A 16,208-nucleotide genomic window follows, 5' to 3' on the forward strand; every position below is an offset into this window, starting at 1 on the left:
CGGCCGTGTCGTAGTGGTCCGCCTGGAAGTACTGCGACGCGCCGACCTTCACCTTGTCCAGACCCTCGGTGGCCTCCACGGTCTTCGACTTCCTGAGGTACTTGATGAAGGCCGGGATGGCCACCGCAGCCAGGATGCCGATGATCGCGACCACGATCATGAGCTCGATCAGCGTGAAGCCGCCCGTCTTGCGATTCTTCAGTCTGCTCAACATCGTCTGCTCTCCTCCTTGCACTTCGTCGAGAGATTCTGCGCTGAGCCCTCGGCACTCGCCGTGGCTCGTTCCGTTCGATGCGGACGCAGGTTGCTTAAGCAATTGCCTTGCCAAGACTCGAGCTGCGCGCCGATCGGTCAAGGCCCGGCGGCCACGGAAGAAAGCGTGATGCGGGATCCGCACGCGCTCGGACGAGACGCGCTCCAGGGACAAGTTTTGTCAGGTGGGCCGACAAATTCCGTCGGCGCGGCGTTCTCTGGGGTCAGGGACGGCTTTCGGCTCCGGGCTTCTCCATGCCGAACTTGGCCAGCCGGTAGCGCAGGGAGCGCAGGCTGATGCCGAGCAGCCGGGCCGCCTCGGTGCGGTTCCCGTCGGTGCGGTCGAGCGCCTGGAGCACGAGCACGCGCTCGATCTCCGTCATGTGCATGTCGAGATCCAGGCCGGCCTCCGGCAGCGCCGCCGGTGATCCCGCAGCCGGCAGGGTTGGCCGTTGGCGCAGCTCGGGGAGCGCCGACGCATCCAGTTGATCGCCCGGGCTGAGAGTCACCGCGCGCTCGATCATGTTCTCGAGTTCGCGCACGTTGCCAGGGTAGTGGTAGCTGCAGAGGAGCGAGAGCGCCTCGGGGGTCACGCCGCGGATGGCGCGCCCTTGCGCCGCCGCGAACTTCCGCACGAAATGCTCCACGAGCAGCGGGACGTCGGCCCGTCGCTCGCGCAGCGGCGGTAGGCAGACCGGGATCACGTTCAGGCGGTAGAAGAGATCCGAGCGGAAGCGCCCAGCGGCCACCTCTTCGTCGAGGTTCCGGTTCGTGGCAGCGACGATCCGGACGTCTACCGGGAGCTCGCTGACGCCGCCCACCGGCTTGATCGTGCGCTCCTGCAGCGTGCGCAAGAGCTTCACCTGCATGGCGGGGCTGAGCTCCGCGATCTCGTCGAGGAAGAGGGTCCCGTGGTTTGCGGTGGCGAAGAGCCCCTCCTTCGTGCTCGTGGCCCCGGTGAAGGCCCCCCGCACGTGCCCGAAGAGCTCGCTCTCGAGCAGGGCGTCCGGGATGGCACCGCAGTTCACCGCCACGAATGGGCCCTCGGCGCGGTCGGAGTGGGCGTGGATCGCGCGTGCGGCGAGCTCCTTGCCCGTGCCGGATTCGCCCATGATGAGCACGCTGGTCTTCGTTACCGCCACCTTCCGGATCAGCTCGAAGACCTGCTGGATCCCCGACGACCGCCCGACGAGGCTGCCGAGGTGGAAGCGATCGCTGAGCTGCGCCCGCAGGGTAACGTTGTCGCGGACGAGAGCCCGCTTCTCGAGGGCGCGCTCGACGGTGACGAGGATCTCGTCCACCTTGAACGGCTTGGTGAGGTAGTCGTACGCGCCCTGCTTCATGGCGGCGATGGCGGTCTCCGCCGTGGCGAAGGCCGTGACCATCACGACCTCCGTCTCGGGGTGCAGGCGTTTCGTCGCCGCCAGGACCTCGAGGCCCCCCACCTTGGGCATGTTGAGATCCGTGATCACGAGGTCGAACTCCTCGGTGGTCAGGATCTCGCAGCCAAGCTCGCCGCCGTCGGCGGTGCGGACCTGATACGCGTTGCGCTTGAGCAGGATCTCGAGAAACTCCCGCATCGAGCGCTCGTCTTCGACTACCAGGATCTTCGCCTTGTGCGCCACGGCGGCATTGTAGCAGAAGGGGGTCAGGGTGCCGACCGGAGCTCGAGCGGAATCCGCTCCCCGCGCTCCACGGCGGCGGCTGTCACTTCGAAAGAGATCCGGCCGGCCGGCCAGACGAGGACCGCAGGCCCGACCGCACGCGTACGGTCGGATCCAGATCCGGGGCCGAACGCCGCCTCCCGCGTGGTCGGGTACGGCAGCCGGAACACCGCGCCTCCTTCGGAGCCCACGCGACGGCGATCCCGGAAGAGGAAAGGTCGGCCTCGGTTCGTGAGGAGCGGCAGCCGCAGCTCGACAGGCGTGCTCGGCGGCAGTCGGGCCTCGACGAGGGCACCCCGCACGCGGCGAAAGACCATGGTGCGTCCGGGGCGCAGGTTGCCGTGGCTCTCCCAGACGTGCTGCGCGAACCCGAGCGCCGGCACCCAGCGGCTTGCGAGCCAGGCTCCCGACCCGTAGTCGAGGTGGAGGCGGGAGGCCACGGCGCGCTGGAACTCGATGATCGGCAGCAGCTCCGAGGCAGTGCGGCCGATGAGGTCCCGCTGGCGCGCGAAGCTTCGCAGGGGGAGATCCTGGGTCAGGATCCACCCCACGCGGCGGCGTCCGAGGAGCGCCTCGGCCTCGCGCGTATCCGCGGTCAAGTAGAAGACGAGGGCGTCGCGGTTGGCCGGCCAGGTGGTCGGCTCGATGAGCGTGCTCCCCACCACCGGAAGGCCGCTGAGGTGGGCGACCGGCTGACCGGCGCTGAGCGGGACCATGACCCCCATCGGTAGCGGGTCGGCACGGTGCTGGGTCCGAAGCCAGCGGGCCGCGCGATCGCGACCACGGTGCGCCGGCCCGGGCAGGTGCTGCCCGTGCGCGAGGTAGTCGACCACCGGCCAGAGCAGACAGAGGCCGCCGAGCAGGACGACCCAGGGGAGGGCGTGGAGCAGCGAGGGGCGCGCGTGTCCGCGGGCGCGCTCGGTGCATCGCACGGCCACGCGCTCGAGCGCGAGCGCAGCCAGAGGGGCGACGAAGATCCAGGCCAGGGGCAAAAAGCGGATCTGGAGCAGCCCCACCACGAGCAACGGCGCACCGCAGGCCGCCAGGAACCCGCGCGCCTCGAGCCCCTGCGGCGCACGCACGGCGAAGGGCAGGAGGAAGGGGACGACGAAGACGAGGTACGTGCCGAGCAGTGGGATCTGCGGCCAGGGGAGCTCGAAGAGGGGCCGCTGTTCGCGCACCAGGCTCCAGAGCCCGCTCCGTTGACCGAAGGCCCAGGCCTCGACGACGGCGGCGCGCACCGGGGGAAGGAGCAGCACGAGCGCGCCCACGAGAGCGGCGAGCCCCGACGCGACCAGCGCGTCCTTCGCGGTCGAGAGCCGGGGCCCGTTCCGGCGTCGAACGAGCGAGATCCCGAAGCTGGCCACCAGTAGCGCCGCAAGGATCACGACGTGCGTGCGCGAGGGGGCATAGAAAACCCAGCCGTGGGCGGCGTGATGGCCGAAGGCCAGCGGCAGGAGGAGTGAAAGCGTCGACGAGAGCGCCCCGGCCAGGATCCTTCCGGGTCGCGGATCGCCGGGGCGCAGGATCTGCTCGGCCAGAAGCACTCCGGCGAGCAGCGCCACGGGGAAGAAGGCGCTCGGCCAGAGCCAGAAGCTCGCCCCGAGGAGCGCGCCCGCCGCCGCGCCGCGTGCGTAATGGCCCGCCGCGGTGCTCGCCCGCCGGGCACCGAGGAGGAGCAGCGCAGCCGCACCGATGAGGAGCGGCTCGGCCACGTGGTGGTCGAGTCGCCCCGCACGCGTGTACTCGATGTGGATCGGCGACAGCGCCAGGAAGAGCCCCCCGAGGCCGGCCCACGGGCGGCTCGCCCCTCCCCGTCGAGCGAGGGCGTAGGCGAGGAGCGCCGTCGCGGCCCCGAGGAGCACGACGATCCCCGTACCCACGAGGGGCAGCGTGGGGCTATCGGGACCCACCCCGCCCGCTCGCGCGAGGAGGGCGACCAGGTAGTCGAAGCCGGGCGGCCAGTGGAGCGCGTAGCCCTCCGGATGGGCGATCAGCGGATCGTGGCGCGGCGGCAAGGAGGGCAGGTGCCGAAGGGCGATCCCGATCCGTCGCGCGTGATAGTAGTCGTCCGGGTCGATGAGGCTGAAGTGCTCCGGCGGTCCGAGCGCCGGAAAGCCCACGCAGCGGACGGCCACGGCGAGCAGGAAGACCCCGGTGAGTCCGGCGACCGTCCCGACGAGCCGCGGCAGCATCCGCGGCCCGGGAGCCCCTGTCTCGAGCTCGGTCACGGGGGGGTCCCGCGCGCGTCCCGGCGGGCCCGAGTCGCCAGGTCGGCTGCCGTGCGCGGACAGCGCGGAAGCGAGAGGCAGCGCTGGAGGTGCGTCAGCGCCGAGGAGGCATCGCCTCGCTCGAGCGCGAGCAAGCCGAGTTCGTGCTCCGCGGAGGCGTGACGGGGATCCAGGGCGAGGGCGCGCCGCTGCGCTGCCCCGGCCTCGCGGAGGAGGGCCCCGGGGTCGCCGCCTCCCACGCGCGGGCCTCCCGGGCTGGCGCGCAGGCGCAGCAGGCGGCCGTGGTTGACCCAGGTGGTCGGTAGATTCGGGGCCCGCGCCAGCGAGCGGCGCAGGAGCCGGTCCGCCAGCTCGAGCTCTCCTTGCTCGAGCGCGAGGGCGCCGAGCGCGCCGTTGGCTACCGGGTGATCCGCGTCGTGCGCGAGCACGCCGCGCCAGAGCGCGACGTCGTCGCGCCACGTCTCGAGATAACGGTGCGTACCGAACGCGAAGAGAGGGAGGAGCAGGATCGGTGCGAGCGCCACGGCGCGAACACGACGGACCAGCCAGGAGACCCCGCAGCCGCCGAGGAGGGCGGCGAAGGCGAGGGGAAGGTAGAGGAAGCGGTCCGCTCGGAGCTGGCTCACGGGGAGGATCCCCGAGGTCGGCAGCAGGGCGAGGAGAAAACAGCCGAGGAGCCCGAGCGGCAGGGCCAGAGGCGGGCGGATGCGGAAGCGAACGGCAAGAGCCACGCCGAGCCCCCCGAGCAGCACGCTCCCCCAGGTGAAGGGATCCAGCAGCGCCGAAGCGGGCCAGAGTGTGTAGACGGGGGAGAGCTCGATGGGCCCGACGATCTGAGACACCGCGTGCAAGGGGCTCCCCGCCGCTCGAAGAAGCCGTTCGCCGAGCCCGAGATCGTGGAGCCCGATGACCCCGCTTCTTCGTCCGACGACGACGGCGAAGGTCAGGGCTGCGGCGCTCGCGAGGGCGATGAGGAGGAGCGCGCCGGCGACGCGCCGGTCTCGGAAAAGGCGAGGGCGTAGGCTGAAGGCCAGCCACGGACAGAGAACCGCCACGATGACCCCCGGGCCCTTGCTTGCCAGGGCGGCCAGCGCCGCGAGGAGCGAGACGCCGAGCCAGAGGGTCCCTCGACGCCCGGGGCGCCGGTGATACGCGGCGAGCGCCGCCAGGGCGGCGAGCACGAACAGCGCGCACAGGAGGTCCTTGCGACCCGTCACCCAGGCCACCGGCTCCACGGTGAGCGGATGGACGCCGAAGAACGCGGCGCTCCCCACCGCCGCGAGAGGGGAGAGGCCGAGGAGGCGGCCGAGCAGCGCCAGCAGCGCGACGGTTGCGAGGTGGAGCAGCAGATTCGTGCGATGGAAAGGGGCTGCCGGCAGCTCAGGACCTGCCGCCGCTGCATCCATGGCGTAGCTCAGGTCGCGAAGCGGGAAGTACTCCCAGAACCGCCCCTCGAGCGCGCGCCTCGGCGAGAGCAGGGCTCGCCACGCCCCCGCCTCGCCGGCGGCCACCGCGCGCACCTCTGCCCGATCGGTCACATAGATCGGATCATCCCACTTGAGAAAACGGAAGCCGCTCACGCGCGCGAAGAGAAGGCCCGTCGCCGCGAGGAGGAGCGCGAGTGCGAGCCACCACCCGGCGCCGCGTCCGCTACGCGTCGGCGGCCGCCCGACCTGCTCCTCCCGCGGATCCCCTGGGCTCACGTCGCATCCTTCGCGGCGACGTGTTACCTTCGTCGCCTGCACCCTCGCCCATGTCTAGCGCGCCCGATAGCCGCACCGGCTCGTTGTCGAAGGGCGAGCGACGTTTCGCCCGCCTGCTCGTCCCGGCCGCGCTGCTCGTCGGGGCAGCCCTGCCACTCGGGCTGGTCTTCCACGCGCGCGCCGCCAACGGAGTGCACGGTTTTCCGCTCGACGACCCGTGGATCCACCTGACCTACGCTCGCACCCTACACCAGCACCGGAGCTTCGCCTACTTCCCCGGGGATCCCGCGACCGCCGGATCCACGGCGCCGCTCTATACCCTGCTCCTCGCGGCAGGCTTCGGCGCGACGAGCGACGAGAAGCTGCTGAGCTACGCGCTAGGGATCGCCTTCCACCTCGGGTTCTTGATCCTCTTCGCCCGCTGGGCCTCGCGCAGCCTCGGTAGCGCCGCGTGGGCGCTGGGCGCGCTGCTCCTGGTCGCGCTCGACCGTCGTGTCGGCATCCTGACCGTCTCGGGGATGGAGACCTCGCTCTTCTTGCTGCTCGTGGCCTGGGCCTTCTGCGCGCGCCAGGCGCCTCGTGGCTGGAGCTGGGGGCTCGCGGTGGGACTCGCGGTCTGGGTGCGACCGGACGGGCTGGTGCTCGCGCTCGGGTTCGGCCTGCGCGACCTTTTCGCCTGGCTGCGCCGGCCGGCGGACACGGTCTTCGACGCGCGCTCGCGGCTCCTGCCCTGGGTCCCCCTCTCTCTGCTGGTGATCGGTTACGGCCTCTTCAACTTCAGTCTCGGTCGCGAGCTCCTGCCCAACACCTTCGCCGCGAAGACGGCGCTCTACGCGGCGAAGTCGAGGGGCGAGTTCGTCACCGGCCAACTCCAGAGCTTCCTTCTGGGACACGGGTGGCTGCTGCTGATGCCCTTCGCGCTCGTCGCAGGGGCGGTCACCGGCGGCCAGCTCCTCGGGCGCCGCGAGGCCCCGCTGGCCGACGAAGCTGCCTTCGGCCTCGGGCTTCCGCTCGCCTATCTCGCGCTGCTCCCCTTCGCCCACCGCTTCGAGCGCTACCTCGTGCCCGCCTTGCCCGCGCTGGCCATCCTGAGCCTCGGCGGGCTGCGACAGGCGCTGGCCTGGGTGCGTCGGCGCGCCCCCGCCCTCGCCGGTCGGGCGCTCCCGGTCAGCCTCGGTGCCGTGCTGGTCGTGGCCTGCGTCCTCCATGCGCAGGGAGTGGCGCTCGCGGTCACCGAGTACCGCTACTACTGCCACTATCACTATCAACGGCACGAACGGACGGGGCGATGGATCGCCGCGCACACGCCCCCGGGAGCCGTAGTCGCCGCGCACGACGTCGGCGCCGTCGGCTACTACTCCCAGCGACGCATCGTGGACCTGGCGGGCCTCGTCTCGCCGGAGATCGTGCGCCACATGGGCAAACCGGACTACTTCGAACAGCTCCACCGCATCTTCGGGCGAGAGAAGGTGACGCACCTCGCGCTCCTCCGGAGCTGGCTCGAGCTCGACAACGTCGAACCGCTCTTCGTCGCGCACCCCGTTCCCGAGGTGATGGAGGTCTACGCCTGGGCGCCCCCGCGGGCGCACCTCGTGCCACCGCACGTGACTGCGGAACGCAACCTCGCCGCGTACGAGCTCAGCTCCGGGCGCGTCGCCGTGGGTCACGAGCGCCTGAAGCGACTCGCACGTGAGGATCCGCAGAGCGCTCGCACCTGGATGCTCCTGGCGGAGGCGAGTCTCCGGCGCGGCGACCGCCCCGCGGGCCGCAAGGCGCTCGACCGCGTGCTCCGGCTGAACCCCGACCACCCCGTCGCCCGCGCCTGGGTTGCGCGTCTGGCCCGGGGAGCGACCTGACCATGCACACGCCCCCAGACCCCGCTTTCTCGCCCCGTCGACGCCTCGCCGTGCTGCTGGCGGCCCTCGTGCTCACGGCCCTCAGCTACGCCCGCTCGCTCGAGGGTACCTTCATCTGGGACGACGTCGCGCTGGTCGTGCAAAACCGCTATATCAAGAATACTCGCTATATCGGTCGCAACCTCTCGTCCACCTTCTGGGACGTGGGCATGGTCTCGACCGACCTCGACACGCGCTCGAAGACCAACATCTACTATCGGCCGCTCGTCACGCTGACCTACATGGCGGACTACTGGCTCTACGGTCTCAAGCCGTGGGGTTACCACCTGACCAACCTGCTCGCCCACCTGGTCGCCGTGGGGCTGGCCTTCCTGCTCGTGCGGCGCCTCTTTCCGGCCGACCCCCTGGCGGCGACCGCGGCGCTCCTGGTCTTCGCCCTGCACCCCAGCCGCTCCGAGGCCGTCACCTGGATCTCCGGACGAACCGACGTCTTGATGGCCATCTTCTTCATCCCGGCCGTCGTGCTGTACTGGGACAGTCTCGCGGCAGAGAGGGGGAGGGGGGTGCGCCTCGCCCTCGCCTGGCTCTTCTACGCCGCAGCCGTCCTCTGTAAGGAAACCGCGATCTCCCTGGCCTTGATGGTGCCGCTGCTCGACCTGCTCCTCGTGAGCCGGGGAGAGCGCGCCCGTTTCTGGCGCAACGCGAAGCAGGTTCATCTCCCGCTCGTCGCCATCACCCTCGTGTACGTCGTGCTGCGGCTCCTTCTCCAGCGCAAGCTCGTCGGGCCCCAGGACCCCTCCCCCCTCGGCCACTGGGCCATGACGGTCCTCGAGACCGTCGGTCGCTACGCGCTCCTGGTGGTGAACCCCTACCAGCCCAGCGTCCAGCACGCCGCGTACGCCACCGCCCGCACCCCGAGCTGGCCCATCCTCGCCCTCGGAGGCGCGATCCTCGTCGGGGGCGCCGCGGCCATCTGGCTCGCGCGACGCCGCTACCCGAAGGTGGCGTGGGCGCTCGTCGTGGCGGGCGCAGCCCTCGCCCCGGTCTCGAACGTCATCCCCCTCCGGCTCAACGTGCTCGTCGCCGACCGCTTCCTCTACCTCCCCCTCCTCGGGGTCGGGCTTCTCGTCGGGGCGGGCCTCGCGCTCGCGTCGCGTCGCCTGCGCCCGCTGCTCTTCGGGGTCCTGGTCCTCGTCGTGGCCACCTGGGGCGTCACGGCGCACGTTCGTGCCGGCGACTACACCGACAACCTGCGCTTCTGGCAGGCGACCGCCGAGAGTAGCCCGGGGAACCCCGTGGCCGAGGAGTCTCTCGCCGCGGCGCTCGTGAACAAGGGGCGCTACCGCGAAGCGGAACGCTGGCTCGCGATGGCCTTCCAGAACTGGACCCGCTACGAGCCGAAGGAGGGGCGTCCCCTCGAGATGCTCCTCCGGCTCGTGGACCTGCGCATGCGGGGCTCGGGGGGGCTCGACCGCGCCTTTCTCGAGGAGGTGGTGGCCTTCACCGGGCGACTGATCCACCTGGCCAAGGATACGAAGGATCCCGCGCGCCGAGTCACCCTCCGGATCGGGAAGGTCACGATGGTCGTGATGGTCGACAGCCCCATGGTCCACGAACGCCTCACCAAGGCCTGGGTGGACCTCCACGCGCTGCGGGGCTCGGCGCTGAGCTGGCTCGGACGGGATGCGGAGGCCCTCGCGGCCCTCAAGGAGGCCCTGCGGCGGAGTCCGGACGCGCTCGCCACGAACATCACCATGGCCATCGCGCACGCGCGGGCCCTCGAGCTGGAGGCGGCGCAGAGGCTCGCCCGGCGGGCACGCGACCTGGAGCCCGACGCCGAGGCGACCTCGTCGCTCCTCGGCGCGCTCGACCAGGCGGTACCCCGGATCCAGGCCCTCCGACGCCTCGGGTATCACGGGACCGCGACGCCTGCCTCGGACCCGCAGGTGCACCGGCTGCTGGGCGAGCTCTACGTGCTCCTGCGCGCTCCGCTGCGGGTGCGCGGTCACCTGGAGCGCCTCATCGCGCTGGATCCGAACGATCGAGCGGCCCGGGCCATGCTCGCGCTCGAGCTCGCCGCCGGTGGGGACCTCGTCGGGGCTCTCCGCGTGGTGCGCGACGCCCGTACGCGTTTCGGCAACGAAGGGGGACTCGAGCAGCTCGAGCGACAGGTGCGGCAGTCGTACGACGCGCGGAAGCGGTAGGCAGCTACTCCTTACGAAGCACGACGATCAGGAAGCCCCCGAGGCCGCGCAGCACCGGTGCATCCGAGGCCAGGCGCTCCGCTGCCGCAAAGACCGAACGCACGACGGGGAGGTCGTGGACGTGCGACACGGGGGTGACCACCCGCACGCCACGGACCGCGTGGAGGTGGATCCCCCGCGGGAGGTACGCCTTGATCTCCTCGATCGTGTCGTAGCGCGTGAACACATCGTCGTCGGTGTACGCGCTGCCCACGCGCGTCGGGCGCTTCACGCGCTTGATGAGGTGTCGCAGGCTGCGGCGGTTGTAGAACTCGAGCACCAGATGCCCGCCGGGCCGCGTCACGCGGGCGAACTCGGCCAGCGCGCCCCGGATGTTCGGCACGTGGGCCAGCACCTTGAAGCTCACCACTGCGTCGAAGTGCTCGTCGGGGAAGGGCAGGTGTTCCACGCTCCCCTGCAGGACCGAGAGCCCGCGCCGCCGGGCACCGCTCAGCATCCCCGACGAGAGATCGATCCCCACCGCCTGCTGTGCGCCCGGTGCGAGGCGCTTCAAGATGAGGCCGGTCCCGCACCCCGCTTCGAGCACGCGTCCGCCGCAGTAGGGTTCGGCGACGCGCACCTCGAGCTCGTCGATGAGGACGTGGTACCCCTCGTGGCGCCGGCGCTCGTACACCTCGCTGAAGTGATCGTAATAGCTCTTCGAACGCAGCTCCGTGGTCATCCTGATCCTCGTACAGCGGTCTGAAGGAGCTCCTCGTAGAGCTCTTCGTGTAACTCTGCCACACGGGCGATGCCGAAGTGGCTCTGGACGGCGAGGCGTCCTCGCTCGCCCATCCGTCGACGCGCGTCCTCGTTAGCGAGCAGCGTCCGGACCGTCTGGGCCAGGGCGGCCGGATCGCGCGGGGGAACGGCGGCGCCCACGTCGCCGACGAGCACCTCGTTCAGCGGTGGCACGTCGGCCACTACGATGGGGACGCGCAGGGCCAGGGCCTCGAGGAGCACGAGGGGGAGATCCATTTTCGCGTAGAGCGACTCCGCGGGCAGCACGCACAGGTCGCACGCCGCGATCAGCGCCAGGATGTCCGGCACGTCGTTCAGCAGCAGCGCTCGTGCGAGGCCGCCGTGCTCCGCCAGAAGGCCCCGGATCTCGGCTTCCTTGCTGCGCGAGGCCTCCTGCTTGATCCGGCAGGCGAAGACGACGTGCGCCTCCAGGTCCCCGAGCTGAAGCGCGGCGCGCGCGACCGTCTCCGCCGCATCCGAGAACTGGTAGTCCCCCGGGTAGATCACCACCGGCTTCCCCACCGGCAGCCCGAACCGTCGCCGCGTGCGCAGCCGCTCGTCCTCGGTCGGCGGGTCGGGGAGCTCGATCCCGGGCGGGATGACGCGCAGGCGCGACGGCGCCACCCCCGCGGCAAGGAAGGACGACTCGGTGTGCCGGGAGAGCACCACGACGCGGTCGGCGAAGAGCAGCCGATCGGGCCGCGCGAACGACTGCGGCGTGGAACAGACCGTCTGGACCGTCCGGCGCGAGCGGAGGCGCAGACAGAGGCGTGCGGCGAGCGAGGCCTTGGGGTTCGGTGCGAAGAAGAAGTGCGTCAGCGCCGAATCATCCGACCGCAGAAGGCGTCCCATCACGCGAAGGTTCTGCACGAGGGCAGGGGTGTGGGCCCCCCCTCCGCGGTAGAGCGGTTCGCTCACGATCCCCGGGCCCTCGAGCCGATAGTCCGAAGGCGTGAGCACCCGGTAGCCGAAGCGTCGCCCCGCGCGCGCGAGATCCTTCACCAGGTTCTTGCTGCTGTCGTTCCACGGCGGTGCGACGGGCTTCGAGACCATCAGGACCGTGGGACGCTGGAGACCGTCGCGCATCTGCGAAACCCTTCGCCGCACTCTCTACCGCAGCTGCCCCAACACGCACAAGTCCGTGGTTATTCTTGACGATCACAGGCCTGCGTGTTAGGCAGTTGGAAACGTCACGCGGCTGCGGAGGTCCGGATGGCGAAGAAGATCCTGCTCGCCGAAGACAGCGTCACCATGCAGCGAATCGTGGAGATGACCTTCGCGGCGGAGGACTTCACGGTGACCGCGGTCTCGACGATCGACGAAGCGCTGGCCCGGGCTCGCGAGATGAGTCCGGACATCGTGCTCGCCGACCTCTCCATGCCGGGCAAGAACGGGTACGACCTCTGTTCCGCGCTGAAACGCGAGCAGGTGGGGACACCGGTCCTGCTCCTGCACGGCGCAGGGGCGGCGTTCGACGACGCGAAGGCTCGCGCGGTAGGGGCCGACGGCGAGCTCGCCAAACCCTTCGAGACGCAAGCCCTCATCGACAAGGTGCGCAACCTCACCGTGGCGAGAGCCTCGCGTCAGCCGATGGGTCCCGTCGAGTCCCTGAGCTCACCGATCGCCGCTGAGGACATCGTGATCGAGACGGTTCCCTCCGCGGCCAGGCCCGCCCCCGCGGCAGCGCCGCATCCGGCGGCGGCTCGACCCGCTGGGGCGGTTCCGCGCGGCACGGCGCCGATCTCGTCGGTCCCCTCGCGGCCGAGCATGCCGGCGCCCGCTCCTGCACCGTCCGCAGCTCCGCCGGCCCCGGCCTTGGGGCGAACCCCGACCGCACCGTCGACCCCGCTCGCGGCGCCGGCCCGGCCGGTCACGCCGCTTCGACCGGCGGCGGCCTCCTCGCCCGGGGCGCCACCGCCGGCGGCTCGACCGATCCCCTCGGCCCCTCCGGCTGCGGCCCACACCGCACGTCCCTCGGCTCCCGTGAGCCCCCGGCCCCCGTCGTCCCCCGTGGCCGCGCCGTACTCGCGCCCGGCCCCGTCCGCGGGCCCGATGCCCGGCGGCAGACCTGCCGCGCCGCCGCCCATGGCCTCCGCTTCAGCCGGCGCCGCGGAGATGGAGATCGAGATCGACGCCGAGCCTCCTCCGCCGATGCCCGCGGAGTCGCTCCCCGACTTCACCTCGCCCTCCACCGGCGCGAGAGCCGGTGCCGTCATCGAGGCGACCCGCGAGGCCCGACCCGGCCGCACCCTCATGGGTGTCCGGGGCGAGCTCCCGGCGCCTCCCTCCGGCATGCCGCTCCCGCACGCGACGCCTGCCGCCCAGAGGCCCGCTCCCGCGGCTCCAGTGACGGCGGTCGAGCGTCGTGGAGATATCGACCCCGCCGTCTACGAAGCGGTCGTGAAGCTCAGCAAGGAGGTCATCGAGCGCATCGTGTGGGAGGTGGTCCCGGACCTGGCGGAGTCGATCATTCGCCAGGAACTGGACCGCCTGATCGAGAAGCGCGCGAAGTAAGGAGGCTGGCCAGCCTCCTAACCGTCCAGCGGGGTGCCGTATGCCTCAGGTCTGCTGCGAACTCTTCACCGACCGTACGGGCGTCTGCCTGATCGACATCCAGGAGAAGCTCGCGGCGGCGATGCCCGAGAAGGTGCTCAAGGGCACGCTGCGAAACTGGCTCAACCTGATCGAGACCGCGCGCGTTCTCGACCTTCCCGTGGTGGTCAGCGAGCAGTACCCGACCGGCCTCGGCCGGACCCTCCCCGTGGTAGCAGAGGCGGTGCTCCGCCTCCCCCGCGAGCGCGTCTTCTTCTTCGAGAAAGTGCAGTTCAGCTGCGCGCGCCTCGGCCCCTTCGATGCGTGGGTCAAGCAGAGCGGGCGAACCCAGTGGGTGCTGGCAGGCATGGAGACGCACATCTGCGTCTTCCAGACGGCCCGCACGCTCCGCAGCCAGGGCTACGACGTCCACGTCCCGCGCGACGCGGCGGTCTCTCGCACCATGGCGAACTGGGAGGTGGGGTTGCAGCTGATGCAGCGCTCCGACGCCGTCGTGACGAGCACGGAGGTCGTGATCTTCGACCTGCTCAAGCAGGCCGGCACCGACGCCTTCAAGATGCTGTCGCGGATCGTGCGGTAGAGCGCGGCCTCGCGGCGGGGGCCGCGCTCGGAGCCCGCTACTCCTCGAACTTGATCTCTTCGGTCAGATCCGGCAACGACTCGGCCATCCGGACGCCCGAGAGGTCCGCCGTCGTCTTGCGCAACCGCTCAGCCATCACCTGCACGAAGCTCCAGAGCAACTTCACCGAGAGTCTCGGCTCGTTCTTGATGATGTCCATGAAGTCCTGGCGCCGCATCACGAGCAGCCGGGCGCGCCCCTCCGCCGCGCCGCTCGCGCTCCGCAGAGACCGGTCCACCATCGCCATCTCGCCGAAGTGGTCGCCGCGCTGGAAGTAGGTGATGAAGGTCTCGTCCTTGAATAGCCGGACCTTCCCGTCCAGCACGATGAAGAGCTCGTCGGCCTCCGCCCCCTCGCGAATGATGAGGTCCTGGTCGGCGTAGTCCCGCACCTCGGTCAGGTTCATCACCCGGACCAGCTCCTTGTAGTTGAGGTGCCGGAAGATGGGCATCTTCTTCAGGACCTCGATCTTGAGCGAGACCTCCTTGGCGCGTTCCTTCTCCTTCTCCGTCTCGGCAACGCGGACGACCACCGAGGTGATGTTGTCGTGCCCTCCGCCGTCGTTCGCGAGCTGGATGAAGGCCTTGGTGACCTCCTTGACGTCGGTGGCCTCCGGCGTGGCCATGACGGTCGCGATCTTCTCGTCGTCCAGGTAGGCGTGCTGCCCGTCCGAGCAGAGCAGGAACTGATCCCCCGGCAGGACGTCGAAATCCAGCGTGTCGACGTCGACGGACTCGTAGACCCCGACGGCACGTGTGACCGCGTTCTTGTAGTCCTTGTAGGGAGAGCTATCGATCTCCTCCAGCTTCAGCTTCCCTCGACGAACGAGTTCGTTGACGAGGGAGTGGTCGTCCGAGAGCTGGTGCACCTGCCCTTGCCGCATGAGGTAGATGCGGCTGTCCCCCACGTGCGCGATGAAGCCGCGCCGCTCGACCAGCAGCAGGAGCGAGCAGGTGGTCCCCATCCCGCGCTTCTCGGGCTGGCGCTGCGCGCGCTCGTAGATGGCCGAGCAGGCCGCCTGGACCGCATGCTCGAGCATGCGCAGGATCTCGTTTCGGTCGACGCCTTCGCCGCGCCCGAAGCGTGCGATGAGGTCGGCGTTGGCCGCCACGGCTTCCTTCACGCGATGGACGCAGAGGCTCGACGCCACCTCGCCCGCGGCGTGTCCGCCCATCCCGTCCGCCACCACGAAGAGCTTGTGACTGCGGTCGACGAGGAAGTTGTCCTCGTTGTGGTCGCGCTGCTTCCCCTGGTCGGTGGCAGCCCAGTATTCGATGCGCACCTTGTCCTCCGCCGGGCGACGATACCCAGGAATGCCGCACGAAACAACGGGGATGGCGGGGCGATAGGGGGAGGATTGGGGCCGCCGCCGACGGGGAAGCTAGACCGCCCGCCGCGGCGCGATGATCTCCGTCACGGGGGCCGCCCAGTTCACGGCGAGGACGCGCATGCGCTGGAGGTCGGACTCGAAGCGCAGCACGGAGACCGCCCCGGGGCTGACCCGCAGTCGATGGAAATGACCGAGGGGCATGCCCAGGTAATGCGCGAGCAGGATGCGCAGAGGAGCGGCGTGGCTGACGAGGATCAAGTTCGTGGCCACCGGGTTGTCGGCGACGGCCTGCTCCACGGAGGCCACCACCCGCGCGCGCACCGCCTCGAGCCGCTCGACGGCGGGGGTCGTGCGCTCGTCGGTCAGGCTCTGTCGGAATTCGTCGTTCTCCCAGGCGTCGCGCAGGAACCTTCCCTCCCACGACCCCACGTCGAGGTCGGTGAGCCGCTGGTCGCGCGCGATCTGGATGCGATGTTGCTCCGAGAAGTACTCTGCCGTCTGGACGGCGCGCGAGAGCGGGCTCGAGAGAACCTCGGAGACCTCCAGGCCCGCGAGAGCCGCGGCCGCGGCCTGCGCCTGGGTGTGTCCCGCCGGGGACAGGCCCATGTCGCGACGCCCGAGCAGACGCCCCTGGGCTCGCCAGGTCGTCTCGCCGCTCCGCACGAGGAAGATGTTGATGAACACGGGAAGCCCTCGTTCCGGCACTGCGCGGCCCTCGGGAATGCCCCTCGTGACACCGCCGCACGGACCAGCATATCTAGTCCTCGGACGAGGACGCGTCAACCGCGGCTGCAAGTATTGACACCGTTGCCGCCCTGAGATAATAGCGGTCGAAGAAGTTGTTCGGGGATCGTCTAACGGCAGGACGCAGGATTCTGGTTCCTGCTATCTAGGTTCGAATCCTAGTCCCCGAACTCTTTGGCCCCATAGTCTAGTGGTTAGGACGTCGGCCTCTCACGCCGAAATCGCGGGTTCAAGTCCCGCTGGGGTCATTCGAGGGGACAGCGGAGACGCTG

The 16,208-nt window shown here is 70.4% G+C and carries 12 protein-coding genes and 2 tRNA genes; 6 read left to right on the forward strand and 8 right to left on the reverse strand.

Features of this window, described 5'->3' with window-relative positions; genetic code table 11:
• The 4 genes from IT371_11335 to IT371_11350 form a co-directional block, all read right to left on the reverse strand.
• Positions 1–214 (reverse strand): pilin (locus tag IT371_11335; protein ID MCC6748246.1); only part of this gene is annotated, 214 nt, incomplete at its 3' end.
• A 262-nt stretch (positions 215–476) separates the two neighbouring features.
• A complete protein-coding gene (locus IT371_11340) occupies positions 477–1,832 on the reverse strand; it encodes a sigma-54-dependent Fis family transcriptional regulator (protein ID MCC6748247.1) in 1,356 nt (451 codons plus the stop codon).
• A 68-nt stretch (positions 1,833–1,900) separates the two neighbouring features.
• Positions 1,901–4,147, reverse strand: coding sequence for a hypothetical protein (locus IT371_11345; GenBank protein MCC6748248.1), 2,247 nt, complete (start codon positions 4,145–4,147; stop codon positions 1,901–1,903).
• Positions 4,144–5,850, reverse strand: coding sequence for a hypothetical protein (locus IT371_11350; protein ID MCC6748249.1), 1,707 nt, complete (start codon positions 5,848–5,850; stop codon positions 4,144–4,146). The genes IT371_11345 and IT371_11350 overlap by 4 nt, the downstream gene beginning before the upstream one ends.
• 50 nt (positions 5,851–5,900) lie before the next feature.
• Between IT371_11350 and IT371_11355 the strand changes: the two genes are divergently transcribed.
• Entirely contained in the window at positions 5,901–7,706 is a 1,806-nt protein-coding gene (locus tag IT371_11355) for a tetratricopeptide repeat protein (GenBank protein MCC6748250.1), read from the forward strand.
• 2 nt (positions 7,707–7,708) lie between these two features.
• Entirely contained in the window at positions 7,709–9,910 is a 2,202-nt protein-coding gene (locus tag IT371_11360; GenBank protein ID MCC6748251.1) for a hypothetical protein, read from the forward strand.
• Positions 9,911–9,914: 4 nt separating this feature from the next.
• Here the strand turns inward: IT371_11360 and IT371_11365 are convergent, their stop codons facing one another.
• Complete coding sequence (locus tag IT371_11365; protein MCC6748252.1) at positions 9,915–10,631, reverse strand: class I SAM-dependent methyltransferase; 717 nt, start codon at positions 10,629–10,631, stop codon at positions 9,915–9,917.
• A complete protein-coding gene (locus IT371_11370) occupies positions 10,628–11,776 on the reverse strand; it encodes a glycosyltransferase family 4 protein (protein ID MCC6748253.1) in 1,149 nt (382 codons plus the stop codon). The genes IT371_11365 and IT371_11370 overlap by 4 nt, the downstream gene beginning before the upstream one ends.
• Before the next feature lie 126 nt (positions 11,777–11,902).
• Between IT371_11370 and IT371_11375 the strand changes: the two genes are divergently transcribed.
• The gene (locus IT371_11375) at positions 11,903–13,204 is read left to right on the forward strand and encodes a response regulator (GenBank protein ID MCC6748254.1); all 1,302 of its coding nucleotides are present in this window, start codon (positions 11,903–11,905) and stop codon (positions 13,202–13,204) included.
• A 40-nt stretch (positions 13,205–13,244) separates the two neighbouring features.
• A complete protein-coding gene (locus IT371_11380; protein ID MCC6748255.1) occupies positions 13,245–13,823 on the forward strand; it encodes an isochorismatase family protein in 579 nt (192 codons plus the stop codon).
• A gap of 37 nt (positions 13,824–13,860) precedes the next feature.
• Here the strand turns inward: IT371_11380 and IT371_11385 are convergent, their stop codons facing one another.
• Positions 13,861–15,144, reverse strand: coding sequence for a Stp1/IreP family PP2C-type Ser/Thr phosphatase (locus IT371_11385; GenBank protein MCC6748256.1), 1,284 nt, complete (start codon positions 15,142–15,144; stop codon positions 13,861–13,863).
• 99 nt (positions 15,145–15,243) lie between these two features.
• Positions 15,244–15,876 (reverse strand): histidine phosphatase family protein, encoded by a 633-nt coding sequence (locus IT371_11390; GenBank protein ID MCC6748257.1) that lies wholly within the window; start codon positions 15,874–15,876, stop codon positions 15,244–15,246.
• Positions 15,877–16,035: 159 nt separating this feature from the next.
• On the opposite strand from IT371_11390, the gene IT371_11395 reads away from it, so the two are divergent.
• A tRNA-Gln gene (locus IT371_11395) sits at positions 16,036–16,106 on the forward strand.
• A gap of 6 nt (positions 16,107–16,112) precedes the next feature.
• Positions 16,113–16,184: transfer RNA gene (locus tag IT371_11400), tRNA-Glu, on the forward strand.
• Positions 16,185–16,208: the final 24 nt, after the last annotated feature.

This window comes from Deltaproteobacteria bacterium (assembly GCA_020848905.1).
Lineage (GTDB): Bacteria > Myxococcota_A > Polyangia.